The sequence below is a fragment of the Rhizobium changzhiense genome (assembly GCF_013087625.1).
Classification (GTDB): domain Bacteria; phylum Pseudomonadota; class Alphaproteobacteria; order Rhizobiales; family Rhizobiaceae; genus Rhizobium; species Rhizobium sophorae.
Genome location: NZ_JABFCQ010000002.1, coordinates 219,669 through 234,927, shown reverse-complemented (window position 1 = coordinate 234,927; position 15,259 = coordinate 219,669). Strand labels below are relative to the sequence as shown.

Genomic DNA, 15,259 nt, shown 5'->3' with positions numbered 1-15,259 from the left:
GAACCCAAAAGAAACCCGGTCAGAAATGACCGGGTTTTTTCTTTTTCAGCACATCGAGAAGGATCTCGGCGGCATGCTCGCCGGGCGGCTTTTCGGTCTGCATGCGCTGCCAGATGAGGTCGTACCCTTCCTTCATCGCCTTTAGCTGATAGGTGTCGGCCGACAGCCTTTCCATCCAGCGCGCGAGGCTTGCGCCGCGAACGACGTCGTTCAGATATTCCGGGACGACCGGGTAATCGGCGATCAAGTTTGGCAGCGCGCCGGTCCAGGTCTTGATGCCCGATGTCAGCATGCGCATGATCCAGTCGACCTTGTAGGCGGAGACGACGGGAACATCTGCAAGCGCCAGTTCAAGAATAACGGTTCCGGATGCCGCCATGGCTGCATCGGCCTCGGCAAAGGCTTTCCATTTTGCTTCTGCGCCGACGACGATCTCCGGCTTTATCCCCCACCCGGCCGTCATTTCGCGGATAAGCGCCTCCTTGTGCGTCACCGTCGGCAGAACGAAGCGTGTCGGCCCGTTGCGGGCGACGAGTTCGTTCGTTGCGACCTCGAAATAGGGCAGAAGTTTCTGTATCTCGGAGGAGCGTGAGCCGGGAAGAAGCAGGATCGTGCCGCTGCCGGGTCGCCTTCCCACGCGCAGGCGACGTGTCTCCAGCAGAGCGGGGTCGGCGACCAGACGATGCCCGACATAGGTTGTCGCCGGGCCATTGAGGCGTTGCATCGTTGCCGGCTCGAAGGGCAGGACGGCGAGCACGTGATCGACATAGGCGAGCATGCGCGTGGCGCGATATTCCTTCCAGGCCCAGACGCTCGGACAGACATAATTGACAACAGGCAGATCGGGCAGCGCGGTGCGGACGCGCTTTGCGACGCGATGGGTGAAATCCGGGCTGTCGATGATGAGAAGAATATCAGGCCTTGCGGCGATGATGGCAGCCGTCGTCTGGCGGATCAGGGTATAGAGCTTTGGCAGCCGGCTCAGCACCTGGGTGATACCCATGATTGACAGCTCGGAAAAATCGAACAGCGATTGCAAGCCTTCGGCCTGCAGCCCCTCGCCGCCGACGCCGACGAGTTCCACCGGTCCGCTATGAATCCGCTTCAGGGCGGCGATGAGATCGGCACCGAGCAGATCACCCGACACCTCGCCGGCAATGACGGCGATCTTCAGCGGCGCCCCGTTCATTCGAGCCCCCATGCCGGCAGGCCGCGATCGATGCCGCAGACGAAAAGCCCGGCCTCATCGGCAGCTTTGATGACGGCGGCGCGATCGAGCACCAGCGAGCGGCCGGCCTCGACGGCGATGCCGGCAAGGCCCGCCTTCGCAGCGTTCTGGATTGTGGAAACGCCGATCGCCGGCAAGTCGGCGCGGATATCCTGCTGCGGCTTGCAGAGCTTGACCAGAGCGCCGCGGCGGCGCGGCGAGATGCGTCCGGCGTTTCTGAGACCCGCGACACGGTCCAACATCTCATCCGTGCCCTCAAGACCCTCGAGTGCGACGACACGCCCGCCGATGCTGACAGCACCCTGCCCGACATCGAGCCGGCCCAGCATGTCGGCGGCCTCGGCGGCGCGGCTGATATCGCGCCGGTCCTCCTCGCCGGGTGCTGCTGCGCCAAGCGGGCCGACGGAGGCAAGAAGGTCAGGGGCGATTTCATGGGCGCCGACGACGCGGCGGCCGTTTCCCTCGATCAGCCGGATCACCATCTGCAGAACCGTGTCGTCGCCACCGGACAGCAGCGTACGGATGGCGGCCGGCACCTTCATCAGAATGCGCAGCGTTGGACGCACCTCACGCCATTCCGGCCGGCGGCGCACGCTGCCCGACATCACCACACGGCCGATGCCATAACGGTTGAGCAACCCATCGAGAGCTGCGAAATCGCCGATAGCGATGACGGCGTGGTCATAACCTTCCCAGCGCCGGTCGCTTTCGTCCTTCAGTGCGACGATAACCGGATTTTCGCCCGCCGCGCGCGCGGCTTCGGCGACATAGGAAGGCAGAAGACCGCCGCCGGCGATGATCGCCAGCCGACCCGCAGCGGTGTCGCCGGAAAAAGCCACGGATTAGCCCTTCTGCCCCCGGGTCGGCGAGGACAGGGCGCGGTCGCTGTCGGCGGCGATGAAGTCGAGGATGTGGACCACCTGCTCGCAATCGGCATATTCTTCGCGGATGGCGGCGGCGTTTTCGCGGACGGAGCCTGTTCCTTCAAAGATCGACTTGTAGGCGCGGCGCACCCTGTGAATGACGGCGCGGTCGACGCCGGCGCGCGTCATGCCGACGACGTTGAGGCCGCTCAGCAGCCCGGGATTGCCGTTCAGCATGCCATAGGGAATGACGTCGTAGCTCACCGCCGAGAGCCCGCCGACGAAGGCTTGGCGACCGACGCGGGTGAACTGGTGAACGGCCGAGCCGCCGCCCAGGATGACGCGGTCCTCGATGACGACATGGCCGGCGAGCATGACGTTGTTCGACATGATCACGTGATTGCCGACCCGGCAGTCATGCGCGACATGGGAATTGGCGAGGAAGAGGTTGTTGTCACCGACGATCGTCTGGCCGCCGAAATCGGCCGTGCCGGTGTTCATCGTCACGCCTTCGCGGATCGTGCAGTTGGCGCCGACCGTCAGCGTCGTCTCCTCGCCGCCGTGATGCACACTCTGCGGATCGCCTCCGACGACCGCCATCGGGAAGATGCGCGTGCCCTTGCCGATCACGGTGCGGCCGGTCACGACCACATGCGACAAAAGCTCGACATTCGCATGCAGGACGACGTGCGGCCCGACATGGCAGAAGGGACCGATCTTGACGCCCTCACCGATGGTCGCGCCGTCTTCGACGACAGCCATCGGATGAATGCGGGCGCTTTCGGCGATAGTGCTCATGCCTGATCCTTACGAACGATCATCGCGCCGATATCGGCCTCGGCGACAAGCGCGCCGTCGACCTTGGCGTCGCAATGGAATTTCCAGATATTGCCGCGCTGCTTGTGCTTCCTGACATGGAATTCGACGCGATCACCGGGCACGACGGGCTTGCGGAAGCGCGCATTCTCGATGGTCATGAAATAGACGAGGTTGCCGGGCTGGCCTTCCTTCTTGGCACAGATCGCGCCCGCGGTCTGAGCCATGCCCTCGATCAAGAGGACGCCGGGCATGATCGGAGATTCCGGAAAATGGCCGGTGAAATGCGGTTCGTTCACCGTGACGTTCTTGATGCCGATCGCGGTGTTGTCGCCGTCGATCTCGATGATCTTGTCGACCATGAGAAAGGGATAGCGATGCGGCAGCAGCTTCATGATCTCGATGATGTCAGCCGAAGAAAGCGTTGTCGTGGCTTCCTCAGTCATTTTGCTTGCCTCCAGTTTTCTTCCCGCGCAGCCTGGTCTTGGACACCAGTTGGGCGGCATCTCTCAGATAGTCATTTAGCGGACGTGCAGGGATACCGCCATATTGTCCGCCGGCGGCAAGATCGGTCATGATACCGCTTTTGGCGGCGATCTGCACGCCGTCGCCGATCGTCACATGCCCCTTGATGCCGACCTGGCCGCCGATCTGCACGCCATTGCCGATCTTCGTGCTGCCGGCGATGCCGACCTGCGCGACGATGGCGCAATGGCGGCCGATCTGAACGTTGTGGCCGATCTGTACCTGGTTGTCGATCTTGGTGCCTTCGCCGATCACCGTATCGTCCATGGCGCCACGGTCGATCGTGGTGTTGGCGCCGATCTCGACATTATCCTGGATGATCACCCGGCCGATCTGGACGATCTTGATCATGCCGCGCGGGCCTGGTGCATAACCGAAACCGTCCTGGCCGATGCGGGCGCCGTTGTGGATGATGACGCCGTTACCGAGCAGCGCGCAGAGAATGCTCGCGCCGGCCGCAATCGAACAATCCCGGCCAATCTTGACATTCGGACCGATGATGCTGTGCGCGCCGATGCGCGTCCCTTCGCCGATCTCGGCATGCGCCCCGATGACGGCCATCGGCTCGACGATCACGCCCTTTTCAAGCTTGGCGCTTGGATCGATCACCGCGCTCGGCGCGATCTCGCCTTCACCGGAAAAGACGACCGGGCGCAATGCCGCGGGATAAAACAGGCCGCCCGCCATCGCAAAAGCCGCATGCGGATTGGACGACAGGATGACCGGGATGTGTGGAGGTACAAGATCGGCGAGCGCCTTGTCGCAGATCACTGCCGAGGCTTCGCATGTCACCAGCTCATCGCGGTTGCGACGCGACAGGATATAACAGACATCGCCCGCCCGGGCCCGGCTGATGGGGGCAACGGATCTGACGATAACATCGGCATAGTCGGAACTAGCAAGCTCCGCCCCAAGAAACTCTGCCAGCTCAGCGAGCTTCAGACCTTCATGGGGCAGAAAAAAAACGTTTTGCTCCATCGGCAATGCTCCAGAACGGAATTGAGTCTTACAGTTCCGGACTGCCGATATCAGAATTGGTTGTTGATGCCAAACTTGAAGTTCTGCGTCTTGTCGAAGTCTTCCTTGAGGACCGGGATCGCGTAATCCAGACGCAATGCACCGAAGGGAGACTGCCAGACGACGCCGACACCGACGGAAGCGCGCAGCGAAGCGCTGGTGCCGTCGGCCTGGTCGGACCCAAGAAGCTCGACGTCGTTGCCGAACAGCGTGCCGGCATCGGCAAAGACTGCGCCGCGCAGGTTGAAGTCGCGCGGGAAGCCTGGCATCGGGAAGGTCGCTTCTGCAGACGCCGTGAAATAGGTCGTGCCACCGAGCGGGTCATCGTTATCCCCGCGGATGCGCGGGCCGATACCCTTGTTCTCGAAGCCGCGAATATCACCGTTGTTCAGCGTGAACTGGTCGAAGACGTTCAGATGGTCACCCAAGGGGACGACATAACCAGCCGAAGCGGAGAGCGAGCCGATGATATCGGCATCGTCAGCGAGCAAGTGGTAATAACGGGCCTTGCCGTAGATCTTGTAGAATTGCGAGTCGCCGCCGAGGCCGGCAAGTTCGTGCGTCGCCGTCGCATAGATGCCTTCACGTGGCAGGACGGTGTCGTCAAGCGTGTTGTAGGTCAGCGTCTGCGAGACGGAAGAGCGTGTCCACGGGCTCTCGTCGACCAGATTGGCGTAGGTCGCCGAAAGATCGTCGGTATCGCCGTCATACTTCATCTGCTTGTAGTTATAGCGGAAGGTCGTCGCCAGATCTTCGGTGATCGGCGCAGTGACACGCAGGACGACGCTGGTTTCCTCGTAGTCGTAGTCGTCGTTGCTCGACGTTTCGCTACGGTTGACGTCGAAGCCTGCCGCCAGACGGTAGCCGAGGAAATAGGGTTCGGTAAAGCTGACGCCGTAGGCGCGCGAGCCTTCCTGGCCGCCACCGGCCGAGATGCGGATGTACTGGCCACGGCCGAGGAAGTTCTTTTCTTCGATCGAGGCTTCGAGCAGCAGACCGTCGCCGCCGGCGGCGTAACCCGCACCGACACCGAACGAACCGGTCGACTGATCCTGCACGTCGACGATCACCACGACACGGTCCGGAGAACTGCCCGGAGCGGTGGAAATGTTGACCGAGGAGAAGTAACCGAGCGCTTCGAGGCGCCGCTTGGCCTTGGTGATCATCTGCTGGTTGAAGGCATCGCCTTCGCTCATGTCGAATTCGCGGCGAATAACGTAGTCGCGCGTGCGGCTGTTGCCGCGGATCTCGATGCGCTCGACATAGGCGCGCTCACCCTGGTCGACCAGATATTCGACACCGATCGTGTTGTTGTTGAGATCGCGGTTACCGCGCGGCGTGACGCGCGCAAAGGGATAACCGGCAGACGCCACCTGATCGGAGATCGCCTCGATCGACTTCTGCACTTCCTTGGCGTTGTAGACCTGGCCTTCGCGGGTGCGCACCAGCGGCTGCAACTGCTCTGAGCCGACACCTTCGACGGTCGACTGGACGGTCACCGGTCCGAAGTCGTAGCGCTGGCCTTCCTCGATGTTGAAGGTGAGCGTGTATTTGTTGGTCGCGTCGTCGAAGGTGGCATCGGAAGAGACGATGCGCATGTCGGCGTAGCCGCGATTGTAATAGAACTGGCGCAACGCTTCTTCATCGGCGTGGAGCTTGTCTTCGTTGTAGACGTCCTTGCGGGTCAGGAACGACAGGAAGTTCGAACGCTTGGTGTTGATGACGGCAGCCAGGCGACCGGCGCTGTAGGCATTGTTGCCAACGAAGTTGATCGAATCGATCTTGGTGCGGTCACCCTCGTTGATGACGAAGGCAAGGTTGACGCGGCCTTCGCCGAGCGGCACTACCTGCGTCGTGACTTCGACTTCGCTGCGGCCGGTGGCTGCATAAGCTTCCTTGATCGACTGGATGTCGGCCTGGATCTGGGTGTCGCTGTAGGGGCCGGCAGCGTGGGTCTGGACGATCGTCGCGAGCTTGTCGTCCTTGATCTTGCGGTTGCCGTTGAAGACGACCTGGTTGACCAGTTGGGCTTCCTGAACGTTGACGACCAGCGTGCTGCCCGAGACCGAGATCTTGACGTCGGAGAAGTAACCCGTCCCGTAGAGCTGCTTGACCGAGGCATCGATATCGCTGTTCGAAAAACTCTTTCCAGGAGCGATGGTAAGGTTCGACCGGACGGCTTCCGCGCCGACACGGCTTGCGCCGCGCACATCGATGCGCTGGATGACCGCGGCCTCAGCGGCCGTAGCGGAAACGAACGTCACAGCACCTGCGCCCGAAGCAACAACACCAGCAGACAGCGCAACCGCCGATACTGCGTTCAAAAACTTTGAACCAGCCTTCATTTCACCTATTACCTTTGTTTCCCTCGTCCCCGGCCCCAGGAAACCCCGATTCCGGTCACGTGTGTCGTTTTACCCGCTTTTGACATACAAGCAAGGCAGGTCGTTAATTTCTGTTTACTTCATTTGCAAGCGTGACCCATTCGCCACTACAGCCTTGAAACATCGTAAATAAATAGTAATTAGCCTCGCCTTGCTCGTTTACCCTCTCAACGAGCCAATGTCGTTCCAGGTCGTGAAAACCATCAATGTCAGTATCATCGCCAGGCCGATGCGAAATGCAATTTCCTGGGCCGAAGAGCCCAGCGGTTTCCCCCTCACCGCTTCCACCGCATAGAACATCAGGTGGCCGCCATCAAGTACCGGAACCGGCATCAGGTTAAGCAATCCTATCGAAACAGAAAGCACCGCCGCAAGCTGCAACACCGCGCCTATCCCAAGCGACGCCATCTGGCCCGAGGCTTGCGCCACGCGGATCGGCCCGCCCAATTGATCGGCGCGCATCGTTCCGCTGAAGATGTTGCCGATATATTTGAAGGTGCCGGTGACAATGTCGCGGGTCTCGATCACAGCCTCGCGCAGCGACTGCAGTGGCGTATAGGTCTTCAGGCGGAAGTTGCCGACCTCCCGGCTGGTGACGATGCCGATCTGGCCGAGCTCGACCTTGTTGCCGAACTGGTCGGTCTGGTCGACGCGTTGCGGCACCATCGTCACATCGAGCTTCTGGCCGGCGCGCTCGATCGTCACGACGATCTTCTGGCTCGGGCGGATGCCGACATAGCGGCGCACGTCGTCGAAGGTCTCGACCTTGCCGCCGTCGATGGCGACCAGCAGATCGCCCGGAAGGATGCCGGCGGCAGCGGCGGCGCCGTCGGGCTTGACCTCGGCAACGACGGGATCGGCGATCGTGCGGCCATAGACCGAGAACAGAATGGTGAAGATGGCGATCGCCAGCAGAAAATTGGCGATCGGGCCAGCCGCGACGGTTGCAGCGCGTTTCCACAACTTGGCACCGGCAAAGGAGCGCGCCCTGTCCTCCTCGGACATGGCGGCGATCTTGTCGGTGTCGGGCTTGCTCGAGGCATCCTCGTCGCCGAAGAATCGGACGTAGCCGCCAAGCGGGATCACCGAGATTTTCCAGCGTGTTCCGTGGCGGTCGGTGAAGCCGAAGATCTCCGGACCGAAGCCGACGGAAAAGGCAAGGATGCGAATGCCGCTCCAGCGCCCGACGAGGTAATGGCCCATCTCATGCACAAAGACGAGCAGTGACAGCACGAGGATGAAGGTAACGATGTTCCCCATCAGAAATGCGTATATGCCGCTCATCGTTTCTATAAGTCCCTTCCGTCAGACTGCCGCGTTGTCAGAGTCCGAACAATGCCGCGCCGAGCGACGTCATTTCGGCCCCCTTTATCAGGGAAAAAAGCCCAGCAAGCAAGAACGCCGAAAAACAGGCGAAAATCAGTCCGTCGACACGGTCCATGACGCCGCCGTGGCCGGGAATGAGACGGCTCGAATCCTTGACGCCAAATTTCCGCTTGATGAACGATTCGAAAAGATCGCCCGATTGGCTGCAAACCGAGAGAACGAGTGCCACGAAGGCGGCGATGATTTCAGCGCCGGGAATGAGAAAATGGACGAGAACGACGCCGGCTACGACCGCCGAAACGGCGCCGCCGATTGCACCCGACCAGGTCTTTCCGGGCGAGATCGAAGGGGCAAGCTTCGGTCCGCCAAGCGCCCTGCCGACGAAATAGGCAAGAATATCGGTTGCCCAGACGACGGCAAAGACGAAGAGCATGGCGTAAAGGCCAGGCCGGTCATCGCTTCTGATCGCGGCAAGCGCCAGGCCGGTGGCGCCGGCATAAAACAGGCCTGCCGGAAACCAGCGGCTCGTACCCTGCAGGATGATCAGGGCGATGCCGACGGCGGTGACGCCGGCCAGCATGCCGGCGGCGAATTCGAAATTGCCGACAAGCACCAGGAAGGCAATCGCCGCCTCGCCGATCCAGCCGACGGCATTGGCGACCCAATCCCGCGCGATGCCGGTGATCTTCGACCATTCATAATAGATCAGCAGGCCGATCACGACCGCCAGGATACGGAAGGCAAGGCCGCCATACCAGGTGGCGGCAAGAACGATGACCGCAAGAATCAGTCCTGAAACGATGCGGAGCTTCAATTCCCTCTGCATCAGGTGCCGACCGCGGCCGCCTGCGACGACAGGCCGCCGAAGCGCCGGTCACGAGAGGCGAATGTCTCGAGCGCCGAGCGGAAGATTTCGGGGCTGAAATCCGGCCAATATTCCGGAAGGAAGATAAACTCCGAATAGGCGGCCTGCCAGAGGAGGAAGTTGGAAAGCCGCTCTTCGCCGCTGGTGCGGATAATGAGATCCGGATCGGGAATGCCGGCCGTGTCGAGACGGGCGTTGATCAGCGCCGGGGTGATGTCCTGCGCCCTCAGGCGGCCGGCCTCGACGTCGCGGGCGAGGCTGACGACGGCGCGGGCGATCTCGTCACGCGAGCCGTAGTTGAAGGCGATGACGAGCGTCAGTGACGTGTTGTCCTTGGTCGTCTCCTCCGCCTCCAGCAAGAGGCCCAGAATGTCGCTGCGCAGGCTGTGGCGGTCGCCGATCACCTTGATCCGCACGTTCTGGCGATGGAGCTCGGCGAGGTCGCGCCGGATGAAAGCCTTGAGCAGGCCGAGCAGATCGGAGACCTCGGCTTCGGGCCGGCGCCAGTTCTCCGAGGAGAAGGCAAAGAGGGTCAGATATTTTATGCCGGCGGCACCTGCGGCGCGGACTGTCTCGCGCACCGCCTCGACGCCCTTGCGATGGCCCATCGTGCGCGGCAGGCCACGCTGCTTGGCCCAACGGCCATTGCCATCCATGATGATGGCAACATGCTCTGGCACAGTCACAAATACAGATTCCGACATTTCCCGTCCGGTCTTTCCAGGCAAAGGCACAGATCCACTAGACCTGCATGATTTCCTTTTCCTTCTCGCCAAGCAAGCGGTCGATTTCGGAAATCGTCTCGTCCGTCATCTTCTGTACACGTTCCGACTGTGCCCGGCTCTCGTCCTGGCCGATTACGCCGTCTTTTTCGGCTTTCTTAAGGCCGTCCATGCCGTCGCGGCGGACGTGGCGAATCGCCACCTTGCTCTTTTCGGCATAGTCGTGCGCCACCTTGACGAGCGACTTGCGGCGCTCCTCGTTCAGCTCCGGCAACGGAATGCGCAGGTTCTGGCCGTCGACGATCGGGTTGAGGCCGAGATTGGATTCGCGAATGCCGCGCTCGACGGCGCTGACCATCGACTTGTCCCAGACGGAAACCGACAGCATGCGCGGCTCGGGCACGGTGATGTTGGCGACCTGGTTCAACGGCATGCGCGAACCGTAGGCCTCGATCGTCACCGGGTCGAGGATGTTGGCCGAAGCACGGCCGGTGCGCAGCGATGCGATGTCGCTCTTGAATGCGGAAATCGCGCCGTCCATGCGGCGCTTCAGTTCCTTGATGTCGATACCTTCACTCATGTCGATGCTCCCGTATAAAGCGCGTCGCGATCTTTCAGATTCGCTTGCCGCACTTTAAGTCCTGGTTCTACGCATGTCGTTTTCGCAAAACCGCTGCACACTTTTGCGCGACATGCTCTAGAGCATGATGCCGGAAAGTGTCAGCGGCTTTCGGACGACATCATGCTCTAACTATTTAATGTAGAACATGATTCAGCTTTCAGGCCAAGCGGGCCTAAAACCATCATGTTCTAGCGAGGGCTGCGCCGAAACCGCGGCGCAGCTTATATCAGTTGTCGGAGACGATGGTCTTGAGGCCACCGCCCGTCAAGATTTCAGCAAAACCACCCTTCTCGTGGATCGAGAAGACGATGATCGGAATGGAATTTTCTCTGGCCAGCGCCACAGCGGCAACGTCCATCACCGCCAGCCCCCTGTCCAGCACTTCCTGGTGCGTCAGCCGGTCGAGGCGGGTCGCATCGGGATATTTCTTCGGGTCGGCGGTGTAGATGCCGTCCACCTGCGTGCCCTTGAAGATCGCTTCCGCACCCATTTCGGCGGCGCGGAGTGCCGCAGCGGAATCGGTGGTGAAGAAGGGGTTGCCAGTGCCGCCGGCAAAGATCACCACGCGTCCCATCGATAGATGGTAAAGGGTTGCACGCTGCGAAAAGCTCTCACAGATCTCGGGCATGGAGATGGCCGAAAGCACCACCGTATCGATGTTCAGCTTGCGCAGCGAGGTCGCCAGCGCCAGCGCATTGATGATGGTGCCGAGCATGCCCATATGGTCGCCGGTGACCCGGTCGCCGCCCTTGGACGCTACCGCGACACCGCGGAAGATATTGCCGCCACCGACGACGACGCCGACTTCCACACCCATATGCCGTGCCTCGGCGATGTCGGATGCAATGCGGTCCGCCACCGTCACATCGATCCCGAAACCCTGGCCACCCATGAGCGCTTCGCCGGAAGCCTTGAGTAGAACGCGTTTATAGACAGGCTCTAAAGACATCTTGGCTCCTCGTAAATTGCCGTGAATGCCCGATACACGAAGGGCACCGCGTTGTCACGCGATGCCCTTCGTGTTTTCCCAATTATGACTGGAAGATCAACCCTTGACGGCAGCCGCGACTTCGGCCGCGAAATCGGTCTCTTCCTTCTCGACGCCTTCGCCGAGCAGCAGACGGGCCATGCCGGCAACTTCGATCGGTGCGCCGACGGCCTTTTCAGCTTCCTTGATGGCGGCTGCGACCGTCAGATCCGGATTGATGACGAAAGCCTGCGAGAGAAGGGCGACTTCCTCGAAGAACTTGCGCATGCGGCCGTCGACCATCTTCTCGATGATATTGTCGGGCTTGCCGGAAGCGCGCGACTGCTCGATGAAGACGTTGCGCTCGCGCTCGGCGACGGCGGCATCGACTTCTTCCGGGCGGATCGCCAGCGGCGCGGTCGCGGCGATGTGCATGGCGACCTGGCGGCCGATGGCGTTGAGGGCATCCTTGTCGCCGGTCGACTTCAGCGCAACGAGAACGCCGAGCTTGCCGAGGCCGTCGGAAACAGCATTGTGGATATAGGTGGCGACGACGCCGTCCTCGACCGAGAGAGCGACCGAACGGCGCAGGTTCATGTTCTCGCCGATCGTTGCGATCGCATCCTTGATCGTGTCGGACACGGACTTGCCGGATGCCGGGTAGGTCGCAGCAGCAACGGCATCGACAGTGCCGTCGGTCGAGACGGCGACCTTGGCGATGCCGCGGACGAGCTCCTGGAAGGCATCGTTACGGGCGACGAAGTCGGTTTCGGAATTGACTTCGACGACGACGGCCTTGGTGCCCTGGCTCGAAACGCCGATGAGGCCTTCGGCAGCGGTGCGGCCGGACTTCTTGTCGGCCTTGGCGATGCCCTTGGCGCGTAGCCAGTCGATCGCCGCTTCCATGTCGCCGGCGGTTTCAGCAAGAGCCTTCTTGCAGTCCATCATGCCTGCGCCGGTCTTTTCGCGCAGTTCCTTCACCATTGCAGCCGTAATCTCGCTCATTAGCTTCCTCTTGTCGGTTCATACGGTGGGCCGCAAAGCGCGGCTCGGCACCGGATTGAGGCACGAAATGTACCTGTATGTATGACAGCGTGATGAAGACGCGTCATAACGAAACTTATCGGGCGGAGAGCCTGACGCCCTCCCCTTGAAACAGGCAAGGCCGCCGAACTTCGATGAGTCGCAAGCGGCCTTTCCCAGTCTCTGTAAGCTTTGGCGGAGTGTTCGATCCGCCCGCTTTCATCAGCCTTCGGCTGCTTCCTCGAGAGCCGGCTCGACCGGAACTTCGATGGATGCGCCGAGATCGCGGCCGGAAGAGCCCTGCTGACGCGCAATGCCGTCGATGGCGGCGCGGGAGATCAGCTCGCAGTAAAGAGCGATCGCGCGCGATGCGTCGTCGTTACCCGGGATCGGATAGTCGATCAGGTCCGGATCGCAGTTCGAATCGATGATGGCGACAACCGGGATGCCGAGGCGCTTGGCTTCGTCGATCGCGATCTTTTCCTTGTTGGTGTCGATGATGAACATCAGGTCGGGCGTGCCGCCCATATCGCGGATACCGCCAAGAGCCTTGTCCAGCTTTTCGCGTTCGCGCTCGAGGTTCAGGCGTTCCTTCTTGGTGAAGCCCTGGGCTTCTCCGTTCAGGATCTCGTCGAGCTTACGCAGACGCTGGATCGAGTTGGATATCGTCTTCCAGTTCGTCATCATGCCGCCGAGCCAGCGCGAGTTGACGTAGTACTGGGCCGAGCGCTTGGCGCTGTCGGCAATGATCTCAGACGCCTGGCGCTTGGTGCCGACGAAGAGAACGCGGCCGCCGCGGGCAACGGTGTCGCTGACGACCTGAAGGGCGCGCGACAGCATCGGAACGGTCTGGGCCAGATCGATGATGTGAATGTTGTTGCGATCGCCGAAGATATACGGCTTCATCTTCGGGTTCCAGCGATGCGTCTGGTGGCCGAAGTGGACGCCTGCCTCAAGAAGCTGGCGCATAGAAAAATCAGGCAATGCCATGCCTTGTTACTCCTTTTCCGGTTGAACCTCCGCAAGGCGAACAGCACCCTCTTCGAGGATGCCACCGGGCGGAACAGCCCGGATTTCTCCCGGACGATCCCATGCCTTACGTGTGGAATGCCGGTGCCCATACATTCGATTTGGCGCAAAAGCAAGGCTTATGCCGAAAAAACCTGGCGGCTCAGCTTGCCAGCGTCGGCAGCAGCGACAGCATGACGCCTGCGTCGGGCATCGGCAGGATGGCATCGACCTCAGCCGGCAGCAGGGTGCCGATTGCGCTGTCGGCGTTGCCGGTGGCGGTCCCCAGCGGACCGCGGAAGCCGTGTCTCGTCCAGGCAAGTTCCTGGAGCTTCGGGCTTACCAGTGCTTCAATCAGCCGGTTGGCATTCTCGTCGACGACGATCAGCGGATGCGCTGAATAGACGGTCGGGCGCGGATAGAGCACCACAGGCTTTGCGCCGGCACTTACCTTGATGCGGTCCCAGCGTGCGGGATCGGCGAGGATCCATTCGACCAGCTGGTTTTCATAACCGACGATCATCGGCTCGCCGCCGAGGCCGCCTGCGAGATACTGGTCGAAAAGTTTGCCTGAGGACGGCGACTTGAAGCCCATGTTGCGGAAGATCGCCTGCACCTTGCCGCCGAACGTAGCGAGGTCGGCGGATGTCGCGACATTGCCGCTGAACAGGCTGAGCACCAGGCCCGCAAACATGAAGCCGGAATTGGAACGGTTGGGATCGGTCGAGACGATGCGCGCGCGCCCATAGAGCGAATTGACGCCGAGCTTCGACCAGTCGGATCCGGCAAGAATCGCATCAAGCAAAGCCTTGAGGTCGAGCTGATGATGGCCTTCGTTCGTCACCGTCACCAATCCCGCTTTCATCAGTCCGTCGACGACGGGCTGCCAAGAATAGACGACGATCGGCGTGTTCAGCACGACGCGGTCGTTACGGATAGAAATGCCGTTCTGCCTGGCGATATCGACCATGATCGAGGAGGACGGCCAGAGGAATTGCGGATGCTGCGACAGCAGTGCCTGTTCGCGGACCATCTCGACGGAACCGGCGACGCGGCTGTCCATCGTCAATCCGTATCCGCCGAGCGCCCTGACGACGTCGGGGTCGGCCAGGAAAGCCTCTTTCTCGCCGCCGACGAAGCCGAACAGCGTCGTGCGGCTGCCGAGCAGGCCCTGCAATTCCGGCCGATCCCGGACAGCGAAATAACCGCCGGTGCCGACGACGCCGGCTCCAAGCAGTCCCACTCCAAAGGCGCGACGAGAAAGGGCCATCAGCGTCCGATATCCTCTTTGAGCGATGCCTGAATGAGGCGCAGATCGGTGTCCAGCGTGCCGAGCTCCTCATCGACCAGGCTGTCGGCATAATGGACGAAAGCCTCTTCGAGCTTCAGCAGCACGCCGCGCACCTCCTGCAACTGCTTGGGATCCGGAACACGCTTGGCCTCGATGACGGCAAAACCTTCCGCCACCTCGGCGGCGCGCGGGAGATAGTAGGAGAGGAATCGCCGTACCGCATTGGCGCTCTCGGGCTTGGCCTCGACCTTGCGAAAGACATCGGCGGCGATCTCAGCGAGATGCCGGACTGCGGCTGCCATCTGACGATCGCTGATCGTGTCGGCGGCGGTCTCCAGCCTCTGCGCAAACGGAACGGCGGCCTCCAGCAGGTCGCGGGCAAAGGCGACGCGCCCGCTGCCGATGCTCTTGATGTCGAAGCCTTCGAACAGCCGGCGCGGCGCGAGCAGAATGACGAGGCCGGCAAAGACCAGAAGGGCGATGATGGCGGCGATCCAGAAGGGCATGCCGGCGGCAAAGCTCAAGAGCGGCACGGTGATTGCCGCCGCCAGTCCCGCCACGATCCAGTTGCCGTCATTGCCGAGCCAGTTGCGCATGCCTGT

15 protein-coding genes are annotated in these 15,259 nt (G+C 61.5%); all 15 read right to left on the bottom strand.

The window, feature by feature from the left end:
- Positions 1-19: 19 nt before the first annotated feature.
- The 15 genes from lpxB to G9X68_RS10505 all read right to left on the bottom strand — a co-directional run bounded on the left by lpxB (position 20) and on the right by G9X68_RS10505 (position 15,253).
- Complete coding sequence (lpxB, locus tag G9X68_RS10575) at positions 20-1,189, bottom strand: lipid-A-disaccharide synthase (RefSeq protein WP_171602334.1); 1,170 nt, start codon at positions 1,187-1,189, stop codon at positions 20-22.
- On the bottom strand, positions 1,186-2,067 hold the full coding sequence (locus G9X68_RS10570; RefSeq protein ID WP_171602333.1) for a UDP-2,3-diacylglucosamine diphosphatase LpxI domain-containing protein: 882 nt from the start codon (positions 2,065-2,067) through the stop codon (positions 1,186-1,188). Before G9X68_RS10570 ends, lpxB begins: the two co-directional genes overlap by 4 nt.
- A 3-nt stretch (positions 2,068-2,070) precedes the next feature.
- Positions 2,071-2,889 (bottom strand): acyl-ACP--UDP-N-acetylglucosamine O-acyltransferase, encoded by an 819-nt coding sequence (gene lpxA / locus G9X68_RS10565; protein WP_171602332.1) that lies wholly within the window; start codon positions 2,887-2,889, stop codon positions 2,071-2,073.
- On the bottom strand, positions 2,886-3,353 hold the full coding sequence (fabZ, locus tag G9X68_RS10560; protein WP_171602331.1) for a 3-hydroxyacyl-ACP dehydratase FabZ: 468 nt from the start codon (positions 3,351-3,353) through the stop codon (positions 2,886-2,888). Before fabZ ends, lpxA begins: the two co-directional genes overlap by 4 nt.
- Entirely contained in the window at positions 3,346-4,410 is a 1,065-nt protein-coding gene (gene lpxD / locus G9X68_RS10555) for a UDP-3-O-(3-hydroxymyristoyl)glucosamine N-acyltransferase (protein ID WP_171602330.1), read from the bottom strand. Before lpxD ends, fabZ begins: the two co-directional genes overlap by 8 nt.
- A 50-nt stretch (positions 4,411-4,460) precedes the next feature.
- Positions 4,461-6,794 carry an outer membrane protein assembly factor BamA gene (gene bamA / locus G9X68_RS10550; protein WP_129420786.1) on the bottom strand — a complete coding sequence of 778 codons (2,334 nt, stop codon included), beginning with the start codon at positions 6,792-6,794 and terminating at the stop codon, positions 4,461-4,463.
- A 198-nt stretch (positions 6,795-6,992) separates the two neighbouring features.
- On the bottom strand, positions 6,993-8,117 hold the full coding sequence (rseP, locus tag G9X68_RS10545) for an RIP metalloprotease RseP (RefSeq protein ID WP_206679695.1): 1,125 nt from the start codon (positions 8,115-8,117) through the stop codon (positions 6,993-6,995).
- A gap of 37 nt (positions 8,118-8,154) precedes the next feature.
- Entirely contained in the window at positions 8,155-8,985 is an 831-nt protein-coding gene (locus G9X68_RS10540; protein WP_171602329.1) for a phosphatidate cytidylyltransferase, read from the bottom strand.
- The gene (locus tag G9X68_RS10535) at positions 8,985-9,728 is read right to left on the bottom strand and encodes an isoprenyl transferase (RefSeq protein ID WP_003539291.1); all 744 of its coding nucleotides are present in this window, start codon (positions 9,726-9,728) and stop codon (positions 8,985-8,987) included. Before G9X68_RS10535 ends, G9X68_RS10540 begins: the two co-directional genes overlap by 1 nt.
- Before the next feature lie 37 nt (positions 9,729-9,765).
- Entirely contained in the window at positions 9,766-10,326 is a 561-nt protein-coding gene (frr, locus tag G9X68_RS10530; RefSeq protein ID WP_018241888.1) for a ribosome recycling factor, read from the bottom strand.
- Positions 10,327-10,594: 268 nt separating this feature from the next.
- The gene (gene pyrH / locus G9X68_RS10525; protein ID WP_003539289.1) at positions 10,595-11,317 is read right to left on the bottom strand and encodes a UMP kinase; all 723 of its coding nucleotides are present in this window, start codon (positions 11,315-11,317) and stop codon (positions 10,595-10,597) included.
- Positions 11,318-11,413: 96 nt separating this feature from the next.
- Positions 11,414-12,340 (bottom strand): translation elongation factor Ts, encoded by a 927-nt coding sequence (tsf, locus tag G9X68_RS10520; protein WP_003559063.1) that lies wholly within the window; start codon positions 12,338-12,340, stop codon positions 11,414-11,416.
- A gap of 240 nt (positions 12,341-12,580) precedes the next feature.
- Complete coding sequence (gene rpsB / locus G9X68_RS10515) at positions 12,581-13,348, bottom strand: 30S ribosomal protein S2 (protein WP_064654227.1); 768 nt, start codon at positions 13,346-13,348, stop codon at positions 12,581-12,583.
- Between the two features lie 181 nt (positions 13,349-13,529).
- The gene (locus tag G9X68_RS10510) at positions 13,530-14,636 is read right to left on the bottom strand and encodes a type 2 periplasmic-binding domain-containing protein (RefSeq protein WP_171602328.1); all 1,107 of its coding nucleotides are present in this window, start codon (positions 14,634-14,636) and stop codon (positions 13,530-13,532) included.
- On the bottom strand, positions 14,636-15,253 hold the full coding sequence (locus G9X68_RS10505) for a 5-bromo-4-chloroindolyl phosphate hydrolysis family protein (protein WP_171602327.1): 618 nt from the start codon (positions 15,251-15,253) through the stop codon (positions 14,636-14,638). The genes G9X68_RS10510 and G9X68_RS10505 overlap by 1 nt, the downstream gene beginning before the upstream one ends.
- Positions 15,254-15,259: the final 6 nt, after the last annotated feature.

Bases quoted from the DNA above. Each gene is read 5' to 3' on its own strand.
- rseP (WP_206679695.1), bottom strand. From the start codon at position 8,117: ATGAGCGGCATATACGCATTTCTGATGGGGAACATCGTTACCTTCATC.
- lpxD (WP_171602330.1), bottom strand. From the start codon at position 4,410: ATGGAGCAAAACGTTTTTTTTCTGCCCCATGAAGGTCTGAAGCTCGCT.
- fabZ (WP_171602331.1), bottom strand. From the start codon at position 3,353: ATGACTGAGGAAGCCACGACAACGCTTTCTTCGGCTGACATCATCGAG.
- tsf (WP_003559063.1), bottom strand. From the start codon at position 12,340: ATGAGCGAGATTACGGCTGCAATGGTGAAGGAACTGCGCGAAAAGACC.
- G9X68_RS10540 (WP_171602329.1), bottom strand. From the start codon at position 8,985: ATGCAGAGGGAATTGAAGCTCCGCATCGTTTCAGGACTGATTCTTGCG.
- pyrH (WP_003539289.1), bottom strand. From the start codon at position 11,317: ATGTCTTTAGAGCCTGTCTATAAACGCGTTCTACTCAAGGCTTCCGGC.
- lpxB (WP_171602334.1), bottom strand. From the start codon at position 1,189: ATGAACGGGGCGCCGCTGAAGATCGCCGTCATTGCCGGCGAGGTGTCG.
- rpsB (WP_064654227.1), bottom strand. From the start codon at position 13,348: ATGGCATTGCCTGATTTTTCTATGCGCCAGCTTCTTGAGGCAGGCGTC.
- G9X68_RS10510 (WP_171602328.1), bottom strand. From the start codon at position 14,636: ATGGCCCTTTCTCGTCGCGCCTTTGGAGTGGGACTGCTTGGAGCCGGC.
- bamA (WP_129420786.1), bottom strand. From the start codon at position 6,794: ATGAAGGCTGGTTCAAAGTTTTTGAACGCAGTATCGGCGGTTGCGCTG.
- G9X68_RS10505 (WP_171602327.1), bottom strand. From the start codon at position 15,253: ATGCGCAACTGGCTCGGCAATGACGGCAACTGGATCGTGGCGGGACTG.
- lpxA (WP_171602332.1), bottom strand. From the start codon at position 2,889: ATGAGCACTATCGCCGAAAGCGCCCGCATTCATCCGATGGCTGTCGTC.
- frr (WP_018241888.1), bottom strand. From the start codon at position 10,326: ATGAGTGAAGGTATCGACATCAAGGAACTGAAGCGCCGCATGGACGGC.
- G9X68_RS10535 (WP_003539291.1), bottom strand. From the start codon at position 9,728: ATGTCGGAATCTGTATTTGTGACTGTGCCAGAGCATGTTGCCATCATC.